This is a genomic window from Streptomyces sp. NPDC057253 (assembly GCF_042669125.1).
In the GTDB taxonomy this organism is placed as follows: domain Bacteria; phylum Actinomycetota; class Actinomycetes; order Streptomycetales; family Streptomycetaceae; genus Streptomyces.
On sequence record NZ_JBHUXV010000029.1, the window covers coordinates 44,779 to 60,403 of the forward strand.

The following is a 15,625-nucleotide window of genomic DNA, read 5'->3' on the forward strand; positions in this document are numbered from 1 at the left end:
GGTCAACCGCGCCTCCCGACCGACTCCGCGGCGGCGAACAGGGCGAACGCCAGCACGATCAGGGCGACGCTCGCGTAGACCTCGTAGCCGTCGAGGGGCGCGATCCGCTGCACGAGTCCGACGTGCCAGTCGGTGAACTCGTGCAGCAGGCCCATCCCGCCCTGCACCAGGGCGACGAAACCGATCACTTCCAGCAGTTGCTTCATGCGCCGACCCTCACCCCGAGGGCCCCGTGCGCACATCGGCCGCGGGGCGAGCGCCGTCGCACGAAAGCATGACGTCCGCCCGACCTCGTACGCCGAAAGTCTGCGCCGCCGCGACTTTGGTCGCGGATGCGGTCCGCGGGCGGGTGCGACGGGCCTTGGCTGCGTAGATTTGTCGACCGTGAGCGGTGACGAGACGGTGTCCGACCCAGAGGCCCTGCCCGGCCGGCGCTGGCTGCTGCCGTCCGCGGTGATCCATGAGTTCGACCCCTCCGCCGTACGGCCCGGGCGGCGGCCCCGGCGTACCGCGCGCGACTGGATCGTCGACTTCTCCTGCTTCCTGCTGGCCGTCGTCATCGGCATGATCGGCGCGGACGCGGTGGGCAACAACCCCCATGTCTCGCACTCCGCGGCCGGCCTCGACCCACTGCTCGGCGCCCTCGCCTGCGCCGCCGTATGGCTGCGCAGGCGCTGGCCGGTGGGCCTCGCCGTGGCCACCATCCCGCTCGGGCTGCTCTCCGACACCGCGGGCGGCGCCTGCGCGATCGCCCTGTTCACCCTCGCCGTGCACCGCCCCTTCAGATACGTGGCCTGGGTGGGCGGCATCAACATCGCCCTGGTCCCGGTCACCTTCCGGCTGCGCCCCGACGCCGACGTGTCCTACCTCCTCTCGGTCGTCTTCGCGACCCTGCTGATCTCCGCGATCGTCGGCTGGGGCCTGCTCGTGCGGTCCAAACGGCAGCTCATGCTCAGCCTGCGCGACCGCGCCCGGCGCGCCGAGACCGAGGCGCGGCTGCGGGCCGAACAGGCCCAGCGGCTGGCCCGGGAGGCCATCGCGCGCGAGATGCACGACGTCCTCGCGCACCGGCTGACGCTGCTCAGCGTGCACGCGGGCGCTCTGGAGTTCCGGCCGGACGCGCCCCGGGAGGAGGTCGCGCGCGCCGCCGGTGTGATCCGGGAGAGCGCGCACGAGGCGCTCCAGGACCTGCGGGAGATCATCGGCGTACTGCGGGCCGCGGACCAGGACGAGGGCGGGCGCCCCCAGCCGACCCTCGTCGCCCTGGACACCCTGGTCGCCGAGTCGCGCGAGGCCGGCATGAAGGTCGTCCTCGACAGCCGGGTCACCGACCCCGCCGCCGTGCCCGCCTCCGTCGGCCGCACCGCCTACCGCATCGCCCAGGAGGGCCTCACCAACGCCCGCAAGCACGCCCCCGGCGCGGAGGTCACGGTCACCGTCTCCGGCGGCCCGGGCGACGGACTCGTGGTCAGCGTGCACAACCCCGCGCCCGAGGGGGAGGTGCTCCACGTCCCCGGCTCGGGCCAGGGCCTGATCGGCCTCACCGAGCGCGCGACGCTGGCCGGCGGACGCCTGGAGCACGGGGCGCAGGACGACGGCGGCTTCCTGGTGACGGCGTGGCTGCCGTGGCCGTGAGCCGCCCGCCCGTCCGCCGCGTGGTCGCCGGACGCGCAACTTGCCCGTCCCCAACGGTGATTGCGCCCTGCCTCCGCGTGATTACGTAGGGCCCATGACTGTGATCAGACTGCTCCTGGTCGACGACGACCCCCTGGTGCGGGCCGGTCTGTCCCTGATGTTGGGCGGGGCGGAGGACATCGAGATCGTCGGCGAGGCGGCGGACGGCACCGAGGTCGAGGGCGCCGTCGACCGCACCCGCCCGGACGTCGTCCTCATGGACATCAGGATGCCGTCGGTGGACGGCCTCACGGCCACCGAGCGGCTGCGCGGCCGCCCCGACGCCCCCCAGGTCGTCGTCCTGACGACTTTTCACGCCGACGAACAGGTCCTGCGAGCCCTGCGCGCGGGCGCCGCCGGGTTCGTCCTCAAGGACACCCCGCCCGCCGAGATCCTCGCCGCCGTCCGCCGGGTCGCGGCCGGCGACCCGGTCCTGTCGCCCACCGTCACCCGCCAGTTGATGGCGCACGCGGCCGGCACCGCCGCCGACCGGCGCAAGGCACGCGCGCGTGAGCGCGTCGACGCCCTCAACGACCGCGAACGCGAGGTGGCCGTCGCGGTGGGCCAGGGTCTGTCCAACGCCGAGATCGCCGCCGCCCTCTACATGAGCGTCGCCACCGTCAAGACCCACGTCTCCCGCGTCCTGGCCAAGCTCGACCTCAACAACCGGGTGCAGATCGCGCTGTTGGCGTACGACGCGGGGTTGCTGGAGCAATCCGCGGAACCCGAGCCGGACGGGCACTAGGCGCGACCGCCGTGCGTTGACGGTGTGAAGGGGGAGCCTCATGACCGATGCAGTGATCGACCTCGGGGAGTACGGCGACGCGTTCCGCGTCGATCCGCACCCCGTGTACGCCGAGTTGCGTGCCCTCGGGCCCGTCCACCGGGTGCGACCGCCCGGCTCCGACGCCGGCTACTCCACCTGGCTCGTCGTCGGCCACGAGGAGGCACGCGCCGCGCTCGCCGATTCCCGGCTCGCCAAGGACGGCCGCCGCATCGGCGTGCTGTTCCACGAGGACGAACTGATAGGCCGCCATCTGCTGGGCAGCGACCCGCCCGAGCACACCCGGCTGCGCGGCCTGGTCTCCCGGGCCTTCACCATGCGCCGGGTGGAGCGCCTGCGCCCCAGGATCCAGGAGATCACCGACGACCTCCTCGACGCGATGCTGCCGCACGGCCGCGCCGACCTCGTGGCGTCCCTCGCCTACCCGCTGCCGATCACCGTGATCTGCGAACTCCTCGGCGTGCCCGAGATGGACCGCGGCGAGTTCCGCAAGCTCTCCACGGAGGTCGTGGCACCCACGAGCGTGGAGAGCTCGTACGACGCCGTCCTGCGCCTCCGTGAGTACCTGACGGAGCTCATCGAGGACAAGCGTTGCGCAGGGCCCAGCGACGACCTGCTCGGCGACCTCATCCGCACGACCGCCGAGGACGGCGACCGGCTCTCCCCCTCGGAGCTGCGCGGCATGGCCTTCCTGCTGCTGATCGCGGGCCACGAGACCACGGTCAACCTCCTCACCAACAGCGTGCACGCCCTGCTCACCCACCCCGGCCAGCTGGCCGCCCTGCGCGCCGACATGACCCTCGTCGACGCCGCCGTCGAGGAGACCCTGCGCTACGAGGGCCCGGTGGAGAACGCGACCTTCCGCTTCGCCGCCGAGCCCCTGGAGATCGCGGGACGGGTCATAGGCCAGGGCGACCCGGTGATGATCTGCCTCAGCGCGGCCGACCGCGACGACTCCCGCTACCCCGCCCCGGACGACTTCGACCTCCACCGCGACACCCGCGGCCACCTCGCGTTCGGCCACGGCCTCCACTACTGCCTGGGCGCCCCACTGGCCCGCCTGGAGGCCCGGACGGCACTCCGGACCCTGCTGGAGCGGGCCCCGGCACTCGCGCTGGACGGGCCGCCGGGGGAGTGGCTGCCGGGGATGCTGATCCGGGGGGTGCGGAGTCTTCGCGTGCGGTGGTGAGCCCTCTCGGGGGTGTCAGGTGTCGGGGCCCCCGGAGGGTCCCGGTCCGCCCCGGTGGGCTCCAGGTGGGTCCGGTGGCCCCAGTGGGCCCCTGTGGGTTCAGAAGGCGGCCGCGCTCGTGCCGCCCGGGATCTCCGCCAGCCGTACGGCCCGGTGCTCCCGTCGGGACACCTCGCACGCCTCGGCGATCCGCAGCGCCTGGAGGGCCTCCCGGCCGTCGCAGGGGTTGGCCCGCTCGCCCCGGACCACCTCGATGAACGCGGCCAGCTCGGCCTCGTAGGCCGGTCCGAACCGCTCCAGGAACCCCGTCCAGGGCTTGTCCGCCGCGGGCGGCCCGGTCGGCTCGGTGGACGCGATGGGCGTCCGGTCGTCCAGGCCCACCACGACCTGGTCCAGCTCCCCGGCGAGCTCCATGCGCACGTCGTACCCGGCCCCGTTCAACCGCGTGGCCGTGGCCGTCGCGAGGGTCCCGTCGTCGAGGGTGAGCAGGGCCGCCGCGGTGTCCACGTCCCCCGCGGCCCGGAACATCGGCGGACCGGCGTCCGACCCGGCCGCGTACACGTCGACGACCTCGTGCCCGGTCACCCAGCGCAGCATGTCGAAGTCGTGGATCAGCGTGTCCCGGTACAGCCCGCCGGACAGCGGCAGCCACTCCGCGGGCGGCGGCGCCTGGTCGGAGGTCAGCGCCCGCACGGTGTGCAGCCGGCCGAGCCGCCCCGAGCGCACGGCCTCCCGCGCGCCCGTGTAGCCCGCGTCGAAGCGGCGCTGGAAGCCCATCTGGAGAATCGTCCCTGCGGTCTCGACCTCGGCGATGGCGTGCAGCGTGCCGGGCAGGTCCAGCGCGATGGGCTTCTCGCAGAACACCGGCAGTCCCGAGCGCGCCGCCCGGCCGATCAGCTCGGCGTGGGCCGAGGTCGCCGTAGTGATCACCACGGCGTCCACGCCCCATTTGAAGATCTCGTCGACGCCGGGGGCCGCGGTCTCCCCCAGGCGGTGCGCGAGTTCCTGGGCCCGTGCGCCGTCCGCGTCCGTGAGGATTAAGGAACCGACCTCCCGATGGCGGCTGAGCGTGTTCGCATGAATGGTGCCGATGCGGCCCGTCCCAATGACCCCTATGCGCATGTGAACAAAATGTGGTCGATGGCCGCCCGCTGTCAATCCGTATGTCCGGACAACCGAACTACACAACTTCCCGTCAACAACGCACACAGCTACGCTCGGCCCCGTGCCGAAACCAGAAGTGGACCCGACCGTGACGCTCGAGCTCAGCGTGGACCGCAGCAGCCCGGTGCCGCTGTACTTCCAGCTGTCCCAGCAGCTGGAGGCCGCCATCGAGCACGGAACGCTCACCCCCGGCAGCCTCCTGGGCAACGAGATCGAGCTCGCCGCCCGCCTCGGCCTGTCCCGGCCCACCGTCCGCCAGGCCATCCAGTCGCTCGTCGACAAGGGCCTGCTCGTGCGCCGCCGCGGAGTCGGCACCCAGGTCGTGCACAGCCAGGTGAAGCGCCCCCTGGAGCTCAGCAGCCTCTACGACGACCTGGAGGCGGCCGGCCAGCGCCCCGCGACGAAGGTCCTGGTCAACACCGTCGTGCCGGCCACCGCCGAGATCGCCGCGGCACTCGGTGTCGCCGAGGACAGCGACGTGCACCGGGTGGAACGCCTGCGCCTGGCCCATGGCGAGCCGATGGCCCACCTGTGCAACTTCATTCCCCCGGCCCTCCTCGACCTGGACACCGCCCAACTGGAGACCACGGGCCTCTACCGCATGATGCGAGCGGCCGGCATCACCCTCCACAGCGCCCGCCAGACGATCGGCGCCCGAGCGGCCACGGCAGAGGAGGCGGACCGCCTGGCGGAGGAGGTGGGGGCACCTTTGCTGACAATGCAACGTGTGACCTTCGACGACACGGGCAGAGCGGTGGAATACGGCACACACACATATCGCCCGACGCGCTACTCATTCGAATTCCAGCTCCTGGTCCGACCCTAAAGGGGCGCGGGGAACTGCGCGCTCAGCCCCCACTCACCCGCACCCGGCAACGAATCGCGCACCCCCCTTTGCTCCCCCGTGTTCGGCACCCGCAGGGCCCGTGCGGCAGAATCGGGCCTTGATGAGCACCTACGGCAACTTCAGCGCCCCCATAGGCTCCCGCCGCGCCCCCGCCCTGCGGACCGTCGGCACGCGGGAACGCCGCTCACACCTGACCGCACCCCGCGTGCCGACGGTGGGCATCGACATCGGCGGCACCAAGGTCATGGCGGGTGTCGTCGACGCCGACGGCAACATCCTGGAGAAGGTCCGCACCGAGACCCCGGACAAGTCCAAGAGCCCCAAGGTCGTCGAGGACACCATCGTCGAACTGGTCCTGGACCTCTCCGACCGCCACGACGTCCACGCCGTCGGCATCGGCGCGGCCGGCTGGGTCGACGCCGACCGCAACCGCGTGCTGTTCGCCCCCCACCTGTCCTGGCGCAACGAGCCCCTGCGCGACCGCATCGCCGGCCGCCTCGCGGTCCCGGTCCTGGTGGACAACGACGCCAACACCGCCGCCTGGGCCGAGTGGCGCTTCGGCGCGGGCCGCGGCGAGGACCACCTCGTCATGATCACGCTCGGCACCGGCATCGGCGGCGCGATCCTGGAGGACGGCCAGGTCAAGCGGGGCAAGTACGGCGTCGCCGGAGAGTTCGGCCATATGCAGGTCGTGCCCGGCGGCCACCGCTGCCCGTGCGGCAACCGCGGCTGCTGGGAGCAGTACAGCTCCGGCAACGCGCTGGTCAGGGAGGCCAGGGAGCTGGCCGCCGCCGACTCCCCGGTGGCGTACGGGATCATCGAGCACGTCAAGGGCAACATCGGCGACATCACCGGTCCGATGATCACCGAGCTGGCCCGTGAGGGCGACGCGATGTGCATCGAGCTGCTCCAGGACATCGGTCAGTGGCTCGGCGTCGGCATCGCCAACCTCGCGGCCGCCCTCGACCCGTCCTGCTTCGTCATCGGCGGCGGGGTCAGCGCGGCCGACGACCTCCTGATCGGCCCCGCGCGGGACGCGTTCAAGCGTCAGCTCACGGGCCGCGGCTACCGCCCCGAGGCCCGTATCGCTCGGGCCCAGCTGGGCCCGGAGGCGGGCATGGTCGGCGCCGCCGACCTCGCCCGCCTGGTCGCCCGCCGCTTCCGCCGCGCCAACCGGCGCCGGGTCGAGCGGCACGAACGCTACGAGCGGTACGTGGAGGCCCGGCGCACGTCCCGGGACACCGCGTGAACGCATCCCTGCCGCGCCAGGCCTCGGCGCCCCCCGACGGACCGGAGCGGCCCACCGAGGACCGCCGGCACATGATCCGCCGCCGGGCGATCACCCTGCTCATCATCGGACTGCTGATCGGCGTCCCGGCCGGCTATCTGGCGATCTCCGCGAGCCAGAGCCGCGACAGCGGCAAGGACAAGGAGGCGAAGTACTCGGCGACGGGCCTCACCCCCGGCTGGCCGTCCAAGGTCCAGCGGCGCCTCTACCAGGTGCCGGTCCCGCACCCCGCCGACCTGGTCGCCTCCTACGAGACCAACAACTGGAAGACCAGCCGCCTCTACGTCCAGTTCCGCACGACCGACGCGGGCCTCGCCGCCTTCCTCACCGGCATGGGCGTCAGCCGCGCCGACCTGAAGAAGAACGACATCTCCATCAGCGAGCGCGACCAGAAGGTCAGCGGCTGGAAGTTCGACGGACCCCGCTCCTGGTGGGGCCTGTCCCACGCGCAGAAGGACCCGGCGCCCACCCAGGACGTCATGGTCAACCTGACCGTCCCGAACGCCCCGAAGGTGTACGTCGTCTCGCGTACGGTCCCCTGATCCGGCCCCTCCGGCGAGCGGCCCGCCGGTCGCCGGAGCCGATTGTCAGACCCCGCCCGTAGAGTCGAAGACGACTGATCCGACACGCGGGCGGGAGGTGACAGGACGTATGAGCGACCGGGCCATGGTGGTCGAGCGGCAGGGACCGGCCGAGGGGCAGGGAGCAGCCGAGCGGCAGGAAGCAGCCGAGCGGCAGGGAGCGGCCGTCCCTGTGCGACTCGCCGCGGTCTTCCTCCCCGCGCCCCTTCCCCGTGAGGGCCGCGTCGCGTTCTGGGACCCCGAGGACACCCCCCTGCCCACCGAGCTCACCGAGACCGGCCCCGCGTCGGCCGAGCTCACCGAGCTCACCGAGCTCACCGTCGTACGACCGCATGGCGCCGGAGTCCGCCGCCGGACCGCTCCCGCCCTCTCGCTGCCGGTCGGCGAGGCCCTCCCGCTGCTCGTCCGGGCCCGGCGCGACCCCGGCGCCCATCCCGCCACCGCCTGCTGGGGCGCGGCCGCCCTGCACGCGCTGCGGCTCACCGCCCGAGGGCGCCTGCTGCCCGGCCTGACCGCCACCGGCCATGACGCCTGGCGGGCCGGCCCCCTGGACCCCGACGACATCGCCCACCTGCGCGCGGTCGCCGCCGCCCTGCCGTACGAGGGCCACGCGGTCCCGCTGCCGGGGCCCGGCCCGCTGCGGCTGCCGGAGCCGGAAGCGCTGATGCGCTCCTTCCTGGACGCGGTCGCGGACACCCTGCCCCGCACCCCGGCCGCCCCCTTCGCCTCCGGCAAACCCTTCGCCGCCCGCGCACCCCAGCGGCTGCCGCACGCCCACGACTGGGCCGCCGAGGTCGCCGCGGGCATGGACGCGGGCGTGCGGATCTCGCTCCGCCTGGACCTGTCGGCGTACAACCTCTTCCACCCGGACGACGCCGGGGCGCGCAGCGCGGGCGCCGCGATCGTCCAGGTGCACAGCCTCGCCGACCCGACCCTGGTGACCGACGCGGCGGCGCTGTGGGCGGGCGCCGCCGACGCCGTCTTCGGACCACGCGCACGCGTGGACGCCGCCCTCGCCGTGCGGCGTGCGGCCCGGGTCTGGCCACCGCTGGACCGGCTCTCCGAGCAGGATGTCCCCGACGTACTGGCCCTGTCCGACGAGGAGTTGGGCGATCTGCTCGGCGTGGCGGCGACCCGGCTCGCCGCGGCCGGGGTGGCGGTGCACTGGCCGCGGGACCTGGCGCAGGACCTCACCGCGGCCGCGGTCGTACGCCCCGCGCCGGGCTCGGCGACCGACGGCACCGGTTTCTTCGAGAGCGAGGAACTCCTCCAGTTCCGCTGGCAGTTGGCGCTCGGCGGCGACCCGCTCAGCGAGGCCGAGATGGACGCGCTGGCCGAGGCCCACCGACCCGTCGTACGCCTCAGGGACCAGTGGGTGCTGGTCGATCCCGCCCTCGTCCGCAAGGCCCGCAAACGCGAACTGGGCCTGCTCGACCCGGTCGACGCGCTCTCGGTGGCCCTCACCGGCAGCGCGGAGGTCGACGGCGAGACCGTGGAGGCGGTGCCGGTCGGCGCGCTCGCCGCCCTGCGCGACCGCCTGACGACCGGCGTGCACCCCGCCGAACCCCCGCCCGGCCTGCACGCCACCCTCCGGGACTACCAGCTCCGCGGCCTCGCCTGGCTGGACCTCATGACCTCCCTCGGCCTCGGCGGCTGCCTCGCCGACGACATGGGACTCGGCAAGACGATCACCGTCATCGCCCTGCACCTGCGCCGGGCGCGCCGCGAGCCGACCCTCGTCGTCTGTCCCGCCTCCCTGCTGGGCAACTGGCAGCGGGAGATCACCCGCTTCGCACCCGGCGTCCCCGTCCGCCGCTTCCACGGCACGGAGCGCAGCCTGGACGACCTGGAGGGCGGTTTCGTCCTCACCACGTACGGCACCATGCGGGCGGCCGCGGCCCGGCTGTCGGAGCAGCACTGGGGCATGGTCGTCGCGGACGAGGCCCAGCATGTGAAGAACCCCTACTCGGCGACCGCGAAGGCCCTGCGCACCATCCCGTCGCCCGCGCGCGTGGCCCTCACCGGCACCCCGGTCGAGAACAACCTCTCCGAGCTGTGGGCGCTGCTCGACTGGACGACCCCCGGGCTCCTCGGCCCGCTGAAGTCCTTCCGCGCCCGGCACGCGCGCGCGGTGGAGAACGGCGAGGACGAGGAGGCGGTGACCAGGCTGGCCCGACTGGTCCGGCCCTTCCTCCTGCGCCGCAAGAAGTCCGACCCGGGCATCGTCCCCGAACTGCCGCCCAAGACGGAGACCGACCACCCGGTCCCGCTCACCCGCGAACAGGCCTCGCTGTACGAGGCGGTGGTGCGCGAGTCGATGCTGGCCATCGAGACGGCGGAGGGCATCGCGCGCCGGGGGCTGGTGCTGAAGCTGCTGGGGGCGCTGAAGCAGATCTGCGACCATCCCGCGCTGTACCTGAAGGAGGAGGTGCCGCCGGCGGCGGGTGACCGCCTCGCCGCCCGCTCGGGCAAACTGGCCCTGCTGGACGAGCTGTTGGACACCCTGCTGGCGGAGGACGGCTCGGCGCTCGTCTTCACGCAGTACGTCGGTATGGCCCGCCTCATCACCGCGCACCTCGCCGCCCGCGCGATCCCGGTGGACCTGCTGCACGGGGGCACGCCGGTGCCGGAGCGGGAGCGGATGGTGGACCGTTTCCAGAGCGGTGCGATCCCGGTCCTGGTGCTGTCCTTGAAGGCGGCGGGGACCGGCCTCAACCTCACCCGCGCGGGCCATGTGGTCCACTTCGACCGCTGGTGGAACCCGGCCGTGGAGGAGCAGGCCACCGACCGCGCCTACCGCATCGGCCAGACCCAGCCCGTCCAGGTCCACCGCCTCATCACCGAGGGCACGGTGGAGGACCGCATCGCGGAGATGCTGGAGTCCAAGCGGGCCCTCGCCGACGCGATCCTCGGTTCCGGCGAGTCCGCCCTCACCGAACTCACGGACCGTGAACTGACCGACCTGGTCTCCCTGAGGAGGCCGTCATGACCCCGGGCCCCGCGGACGAGGCCCGCCGGGCCCTGCGGGCGGCACGGGAGCGGGCCACGGGGTCCGCGGGTGAGGAGGCTCACGGTCCTGAGCCGGAGAGGCCGGACGACTTTGTGGTCCAGGGGGTGGAGAGTTCAGCGGCGGAGGGGGCGCACAGTGCCGCCGTGGAGGAGCCGGCCGGCTTCACCGCGGAGGAGAGGGCTCGCTCGGCGGATGAGGGTGCGGCTGCTCGGGTGTCCGTAGAGGGTGACGGGTCCGGGGTGTCCGGTGGGCAGGGCACAGCCGGTGCGGTGTCCGAGGATGCCCTGGAAGACCCCGCCCCGCCCGAGCATCGACCAGGTGACGCGGCCCGTGCCGCACTGCGGGAGGCCGTCGCTGCCCGGCGTCACTCGATCCCGGCGGGTGCGGATGACGGCACAGGTCGGGCCGACGCAGGTGCGGTCGACGCCCCCGGTCCCGCCCCCGCCCCCGCCCCCGGTCCCGCCTCCGCCCCCGCCCCCGGTTCCGCGAGTGAGGAACCGGACCGGACCGAAGAAGCCGCTGCACCCGCTCCACCCGCCCTCGACGACACCCCCCGCCCTTCGGACGTGCGCCCCGGGGACGCCGCTCGCGAGGCGCTGCGGGCGGCACGCAAGCGGCGGGCGGACGCCGAGGCCGCGGAGGCGGAGGCCGCTCTCGCACGTCGGTCGCGGCGCGGCACGCGGACCCCGTCGCGGGACCGGATGCCTGCACCCCGTCCGGCTGCCGGTGTACGAGCCCGTGACGTACGGGAGTTGCTGGCGGACGCCTTCCGGATGCCTGACGACGTGACCGGGCCGGAGGAGCGGCACGAGGACAACGGCCCTTCCCAGGAAGGGACTTCCTCCCAGGCCGCTCCCACTCCCACTCTCGATGAAACCTTCCCGCCCACCCCCCGCCACGCCCACTCCATGGCCGCCCCCAACCGGGACAGCGACCTGCGTCGCACCTTCCCCGCCTTTCCTCCCCACGCCTCGGACGCCGCCCGGTTCGCCGCCACATGGTGGGGCAATGCCTGGGTCACCGCCCTGGAGGAGGGCGCGCTGGACGCCAAGCGGCTTGCGCGGGGCCGGGGTTACGCCGAGCAGGGGCACGTGGACGCCATCACCGTGACGCCGGGGCTCGTGCTGGCGTACGTGCAGGGGAGCCGCCCCCGCCCGTACCGGGTACAGGTGCGCCTGCGGACGCTCGGCGACGCCGACTGGGACCGGTTCCTGGACCTCGCCGCCGACCGCACCGGACACATCGCCGCACTGCTGGACAGGGAGATGCCCCAGTCGCTGGCGGAGTGCGGAGTGCCGCTGCTCCCCGGCCCCGGCGACCTCGAACCGCAGTGCAGCTGCCCCGACCGCGGTCATCCCTGCAAGCATGCCGCCGCCCTCTGCTACCAGACCGCCCGCCTCCTCGACGCCGACCCCTTCGTCCTGCTCCTGCTGCGCGGCCGGGGCGAACGCGAACTCCTCGACGCGCTGTCCCGCCTCAGCGCCGCCCGCGCCGCCCGCGCGGCACAGGAGAAGGAGCCGGCCCCCCTGCCCGGCGTACGGGCGAGCGAAGCCCTCGCGCCCCGCCGGCTCCCGCCGCTCCCGGCCCCGCTGCCCGTCCCCGCACACCCCGAGCAGCCACCGGCGTACCCCGCCTCCCCGGGCGGCCCCGACCCGTTCGCCCTGGACCAGCTGGCCACCGACGCCGCCGCCCGCGCCCACGCCCTGCTCGGCACCGGCCATGACCCGGTCGGCGAACTGACCCTGTGGCAGGACGCGGTCCGGCTCGCCGCGGCCCGCCCCGGTTCCGGACTCACCGCGGGCACCCGCGCCCTCTACGCCTCCCTGGCCGCCGCCACCGACCGCTCCCCGGCCGATCTGGCCCGCGCGGTCGCCGCCTGGCGCCAGGGCGGCCTCGAAGGCCTCGCCGTCCTCGAAGAGCCCTGGGACCCGCCGGCCGGCCGCTTCGACCGCGCCCGGCCCCTCCTGCTCGCCGCCGACCTGCCCGCCTTCCGGCCCTGGCGCAACCACCTCACCCACCCCCGCGGCCATGTCCAGCTCCGCCTGGGCCGCGACGGCCTGTGGTACGCCTACGAGTCCGAACCGGGCCACGACGACTGGTGGCCCCGCGGCACTCCCGACCTCGACCCGGTCGGCGCTCTCACCGGCCTGGGCACCCCGAGCGACCTGTGAGCGGACCCTCCGTACGGCCGCACAGCACAGCGCTCGGACATCCCGTGAAGACGGTGTGAGGGTTGGCCGGTGATGTTCGGGAGCCCGCTGTGGGGTGCGGGGGCTCCGGGTCCGGACCGTAGGAAAAGGCGGTTAGCGTGGGGGCCGTGAGTGAGACGACGACCCCTGCCCTCCAGTACCGATTCGACGGCCCGGAAGACGCCCCGGTCCTGATTCTGGGCCCGTCGCTCGGGACCACGTGGCACATGTGGGACCGCCAGGTCCCCGACCTGATCAAGCAGTGGCGGGTCTTCCGGTTCGATCTGCCGGGACACGGCGGCGCCCACGCCTACCCGGCGGGCTCCGTCGGCGACCTCACCGACCGGCTGCTCGCCACCCTCGACCGGTTCGGGGTGCAGCGCTTCGGCTACGCGGGCTGCGCGCTCGGCGGTGCCGTCGGCATGGAGTTGGCGCTGCGCCACCCGGACCGGCTCGCCTCGCTCGCGCTGATCGCCGCCTCGCCCCGCTTCGGCAGCGCCGACGAGTTCCGCCAGCGCGGGGTGATCGTCCGGACGAACGGGCTCGACCCCATCGCCCGGACGTCCCCGGAGCGCTGGTTCACCTCCGGGTTCGCCGCCGCCCAGCCCGCGATCACCGACTGGGCCGTGCAGATGGTGCGCACCACCGACCCCGGCTGCTACATCGCGGCCTGCGAGGCGCTCGCCGCCTTCGACGTGCGGGCCGAGCTCGCGAGCGTCGGGGTGCCGACGCTGGTCCTCGTCGGCTCCGACGACCAGGTCACCGGACCGGCCGAGGCCCGCACCCTGGTCGCGGGCATCCCGGACGCCCGGCTCGCGGTCGTGCCCGGCGCCTCCCATCTGGTGCCGGTCGAGCAGCCCGCGGCCGTCACCGACCTCCTGGTCAGACACTTCTCCACGGCCTGGCAGCCCGCCTTCGACTCCGCCACCGGCCAGACCGCGATCCCCGCGGCCCCCGTCAAGCCGGTCCTGGCGGCCGCCCCGCCGCAGCCCGTGCCGATCGCCGAGATCGCCCCGGTCGCCCCGGCCCCCCAGAGCGCCGTCCGGGCCGACCCGTACGACGCGGGCATCAAGGTCCGCCGGGAGGTGCTCGGCGACGCCCACGTGGACCGGGCGCTGGCGCAGGCCGACGAGTTCTCCGGCGACTTCCAGGAGTTCGTCACCCGCTACGCCTGGGGCGAGATCTGGGACCGGCCCGGCCTCGACCGCCGCTCCCGCAGCGTCGCCACCCTCACCGCGCTGGTGGCCGGCGGGCACCTGGACGAGCTCGTCTTCCACACCCGGGCCGCCCTGCGCAACGGCCTCACCCCCGCCGAGATCAAGGAGGTGCTCCTCCAGGCGGCCGTCTACTGCGGGGTCCCGGCGGCCAACAGCGCCTTCAAGGTGGCCCAGCAGGTCATCCGCGAGGAGACCACGCCGACCGACTGAGCGCGGGCGGAGGCAGTATGGATGCCATGAAGCTCACGAAGAAGTCGCACGCCTGCGTCCGCCTGGAGAAGGACGGACGGACCCTCGTCCTCGACCCCGGGGGGTTCAGCGAGGAGGACGCCGCCCTCGGCGCCGACGCGATCCTCGTCACCCACGAGCACCTCGACCACTTCGACGAGGAACGGCTGCGCACCGCCCTGGAGGCCAACCCGGCCGCCGAGATCTGGACGCTGCGGTCGGTCGCCGAGAAGATCTCGGCCGCCTTCCCGGGCCGCGTGCACACCGTCGGCCACGGCGACACCTTCACCGCCGCCGGCTTCGACGTCCAGGTCCACGGCGAACTGCACGCGGTGATCCACCCGGACATCCCGCGCATCACCAACGTCGGCTACCTGATCGACGGCGGCCGCGTCTTCCACCCCGGCGACGCCCTCACCGTCCCCGACCAGGCCGTCGAGACGCTGATGCTGCCCGTCATGGCCCCCTGGAGCAAGATCTCCGAGGTCATCGACTACGTCCGCGAGGTCAAGCCGCAGCGCGCCTACGACATCCACGACGCCCTCCTCACCGACCTCGCCCGTCCGATCTACGACAACCAGATCGGCGCCCTCGGCGGCGCCGAGCACCTGCGTCTCGCGCCGGGGGAGAGCACGTCTCTGTGAGTGTCAGTGCCGCCCGGTAGGTTGTCAGGCATGCGCATCGCGACCTGGAACGTCAACTCGATCACCGCCCGGCTCCCGAGGCTGCTGGCCTGGCTGGAGAGCACCGGCACCGATGTGCTGTGCCTCCAGGAGGCCAAGCTCGCCGAGGAGCAGTTCCCGTTCGACCAGCTGCGCGAGGCGGGCTACGAGGCGGCGGTGCACGCGACCGGCCGGTGGAACGGCGTGGCGGTGATCTCCCGGGTGGGCCTGGAGGACGTCGTCAAGGGCCTGCCCGGCGACCCCGGTTACGACGGCGCCCCCGAGCCCCGCGCCATCTCCGCGACCTGCGGCCCGGTCCGCGTGTGGTCGGTGTACGTGCCGAACGGCCGCGAGGTGGACCACCCGCACTACGCCTACAAGCTCCAGTGGTTCGAGGCCCTGAGGGCCGCGGTCGCCGGCGACGCGGCCGGCAGCCGCCCCTTCGCGGTCCTGGGCGACTACAACGTGGCGCCGACGGACGACGACGTCTACGACGTGGCCGCCTTCGAGGGCCTCACCCATGTCACCCCGGCCGAGCGTGCCGCCCTGGCCTCCCTGCGCGAGGCGGGCCTGTCCGACGTGGTCCCGCGCCCCCTGAAGTACGACCACCCGTTCACGTACTGGGACTACCGCCAGCTCTGCTTCCCGAAGAACCGCGGCATGCGGATCGACCTGGTGTACGGCAACGAGGCGTTCGCGAAGGCCGTCACCGACGCCTACGTCGACCGGGAGGAGCGCAAGGGCAAGGGCGCCTCGGACCACGCGCCGGTGGTCGTGGACCTGGACGTCTAG

General features: G+C 73.7%; 13 protein-coding genes. 11 read left to right on the forward strand and 2 right to left on the reverse strand.

Annotated elements, in window-relative coordinates:
• Positions 1-2 precede the first annotated feature (2 nt).
• Positions 3-206 (reverse strand): hypothetical protein, encoded by a 204-nt coding sequence (locus tag ACFULQ_RS18270; RefSeq protein ID WP_383544811.1) that lies wholly within the window; start codon positions 204-206, stop codon positions 3-5.
• A gap of 169 nt (positions 207-375) precedes the next feature.
• Between ACFULQ_RS18270 and ACFULQ_RS18275 the strand changes: the two genes are divergently transcribed.
• The 3 genes from ACFULQ_RS18275 to ACFULQ_RS18285 all read left to right on the forward strand — a co-directional run bounded on the left by ACFULQ_RS18275 (position 376) and on the right by ACFULQ_RS18285 (position 3,647).
• On the forward strand, positions 376-1,635 hold the full coding sequence (locus ACFULQ_RS18275) for a sensor histidine kinase (RefSeq protein WP_383544814.1): 1,260 nt from the start codon (positions 376-378) through the stop codon (positions 1,633-1,635).
• A gap of 94 nt (positions 1,636-1,729) precedes the next feature.
• A complete protein-coding gene (locus tag ACFULQ_RS18280) occupies positions 1,730-2,419 on the forward strand; it encodes a response regulator (protein WP_383544818.1) in 690 nt (229 codons plus the stop codon).
• Positions 2,420-2,459: 40 nt separating this feature from the next.
• The gene (locus ACFULQ_RS18285) at positions 2,460-3,647 is read left to right on the forward strand and encodes a cytochrome P450 (protein WP_383544821.1); all 1,188 of its coding nucleotides are present in this window, start codon (positions 2,460-2,462) and stop codon (positions 3,645-3,647) included.
• Positions 3,648-3,746: 99 nt separating this feature from the next.
• Here ACFULQ_RS18285 and ACFULQ_RS18290 read toward each other — a convergent pair whose 3' ends face one another.
• A complete protein-coding gene (locus ACFULQ_RS18290; RefSeq protein WP_383544824.1) occupies positions 3,747-4,769 on the reverse strand; it encodes a Gfo/Idh/MocA family oxidoreductase in 1,023 nt (340 codons plus the stop codon).
• A gap of 130 nt (positions 4,770-4,899) precedes the next feature.
• On the opposite strand from ACFULQ_RS18290, the gene ACFULQ_RS18295 reads away from it, so the two are divergent.
• The 8 genes from ACFULQ_RS18295 to ACFULQ_RS18330 all read left to right on the forward strand — a co-directional run bounded on the left by ACFULQ_RS18295 (position 4,900) and on the right by ACFULQ_RS18330 (position 15,625).
• The gene (locus ACFULQ_RS18295) at positions 4,900-5,637 is read left to right on the forward strand and encodes a GntR family transcriptional regulator (RefSeq protein ID WP_383544916.1); all 738 of its coding nucleotides are present in this window, start codon (positions 4,900-4,902) and stop codon (positions 5,635-5,637) included.
• 121 nt (positions 5,638-5,758) lie between these two features.
• A complete protein-coding gene (locus ACFULQ_RS18300; RefSeq protein ID WP_123763956.1) occupies positions 5,759-6,907 on the forward strand; it encodes an ROK family glucokinase in 1,149 nt (382 codons plus the stop codon).
• On the forward strand, positions 6,904-7,488 hold the full coding sequence (locus ACFULQ_RS18305; RefSeq protein ID WP_383544827.1) for a sugar kinase: 585 nt from the start codon (positions 6,904-6,906) through the stop codon (positions 7,486-7,488). The genes ACFULQ_RS18300 and ACFULQ_RS18305 overlap by 4 nt, the downstream gene beginning before the upstream one ends.
• Before the next feature lie 124 nt (positions 7,489-7,612).
• Positions 7,613-10,516, forward strand: coding sequence for a DEAD/DEAH box helicase (locus ACFULQ_RS18310; protein WP_383544919.1), 2,904 nt, complete (start codon positions 7,613-7,615; stop codon positions 10,514-10,516).
• The gene (locus ACFULQ_RS18315) at positions 10,513-12,708 is read left to right on the forward strand and encodes an SWIM zinc finger family protein (RefSeq protein WP_383544830.1); all 2,196 of its coding nucleotides are present in this window, start codon (positions 10,513-10,515) and stop codon (positions 12,706-12,708) included. The genes ACFULQ_RS18310 and ACFULQ_RS18315 overlap by 4 nt, the downstream gene beginning before the upstream one ends.
• A 146-nt stretch (positions 12,709-12,854) precedes the next feature.
• A complete protein-coding gene (gene pcaC / locus ACFULQ_RS18320; RefSeq protein WP_383544833.1) occupies positions 12,855-14,153 on the forward strand; it encodes a 4-carboxymuconolactone decarboxylase in 1,299 nt (432 codons plus the stop codon).
• A gap of 26 nt (positions 14,154-14,179) precedes the next feature.
• Positions 14,180-14,815, forward strand: a complete 636-nt coding sequence (locus ACFULQ_RS18325; protein WP_383544836.1) for an MBL fold metallo-hydrolase — start codon at positions 14,180-14,182, stop codon at positions 14,813-14,815.
• 30 nt (positions 14,816-14,845) lie between these two features.
• Positions 14,846-15,625: an exodeoxyribonuclease III gene (locus ACFULQ_RS18330; protein WP_383544838.1), complete on the forward strand. Its 780-nt coding sequence runs from the start codon at positions 14,846-14,848 to the stop codon at positions 15,623-15,625.

Coding starts and splice junctions, on each gene's coding strand:
- ACFULQ_RS18290 (WP_383544824.1), bottom strand. CDS start 4,769: ATGCGCATAGGGGTCATTGGGACGGGCCGCATCGGCACCATTCATGCG.
- ACFULQ_RS18280 (WP_383544818.1), top strand. CDS start 1,730: ATGACTGTGATCAGACTGCTCCTGGTCGACGACGACCCCCTGGTGCGG.
- ACFULQ_RS18270 (WP_383544811.1), bottom strand. CDS start 206: ATGAAGCAACTGCTGGAAGTGATCGGTTTCGTCGCCCTGGTGCAGGGC.
- ACFULQ_RS18330 (WP_383544838.1), top strand. CDS start 14,846: ATGCGCATCGCGACCTGGAACGTCAACTCGATCACCGCCCGGCTCCCG.
- ACFULQ_RS18300 (WP_123763956.1), top strand. CDS start 5,759: ATGAGCACCTACGGCAACTTCAGCGCCCCCATAGGCTCCCGCCGCGCC.
- ACFULQ_RS18310 (WP_383544919.1), top strand. CDS start 7,613: ATGGTGGTCGAGCGGCAGGGACCGGCCGAGGGGCAGGGAGCAGCCGAG.
- ACFULQ_RS18285 (WP_383544821.1), top strand. CDS start 2,460: ATGACCGATGCAGTGATCGACCTCGGGGAGTACGGCGACGCGTTCCGC.
- ACFULQ_RS18315 (WP_383544830.1), top strand. CDS start 10,513: ATGACCCCGGGCCCCGCGGACGAGGCCCGCCGGGCCCTGCGGGCGGCA.
- ACFULQ_RS18325 (WP_383544836.1), top strand. CDS start 14,180: ATGAAGCTCACGAAGAAGTCGCACGCCTGCGTCCGCCTGGAGAAGGAC.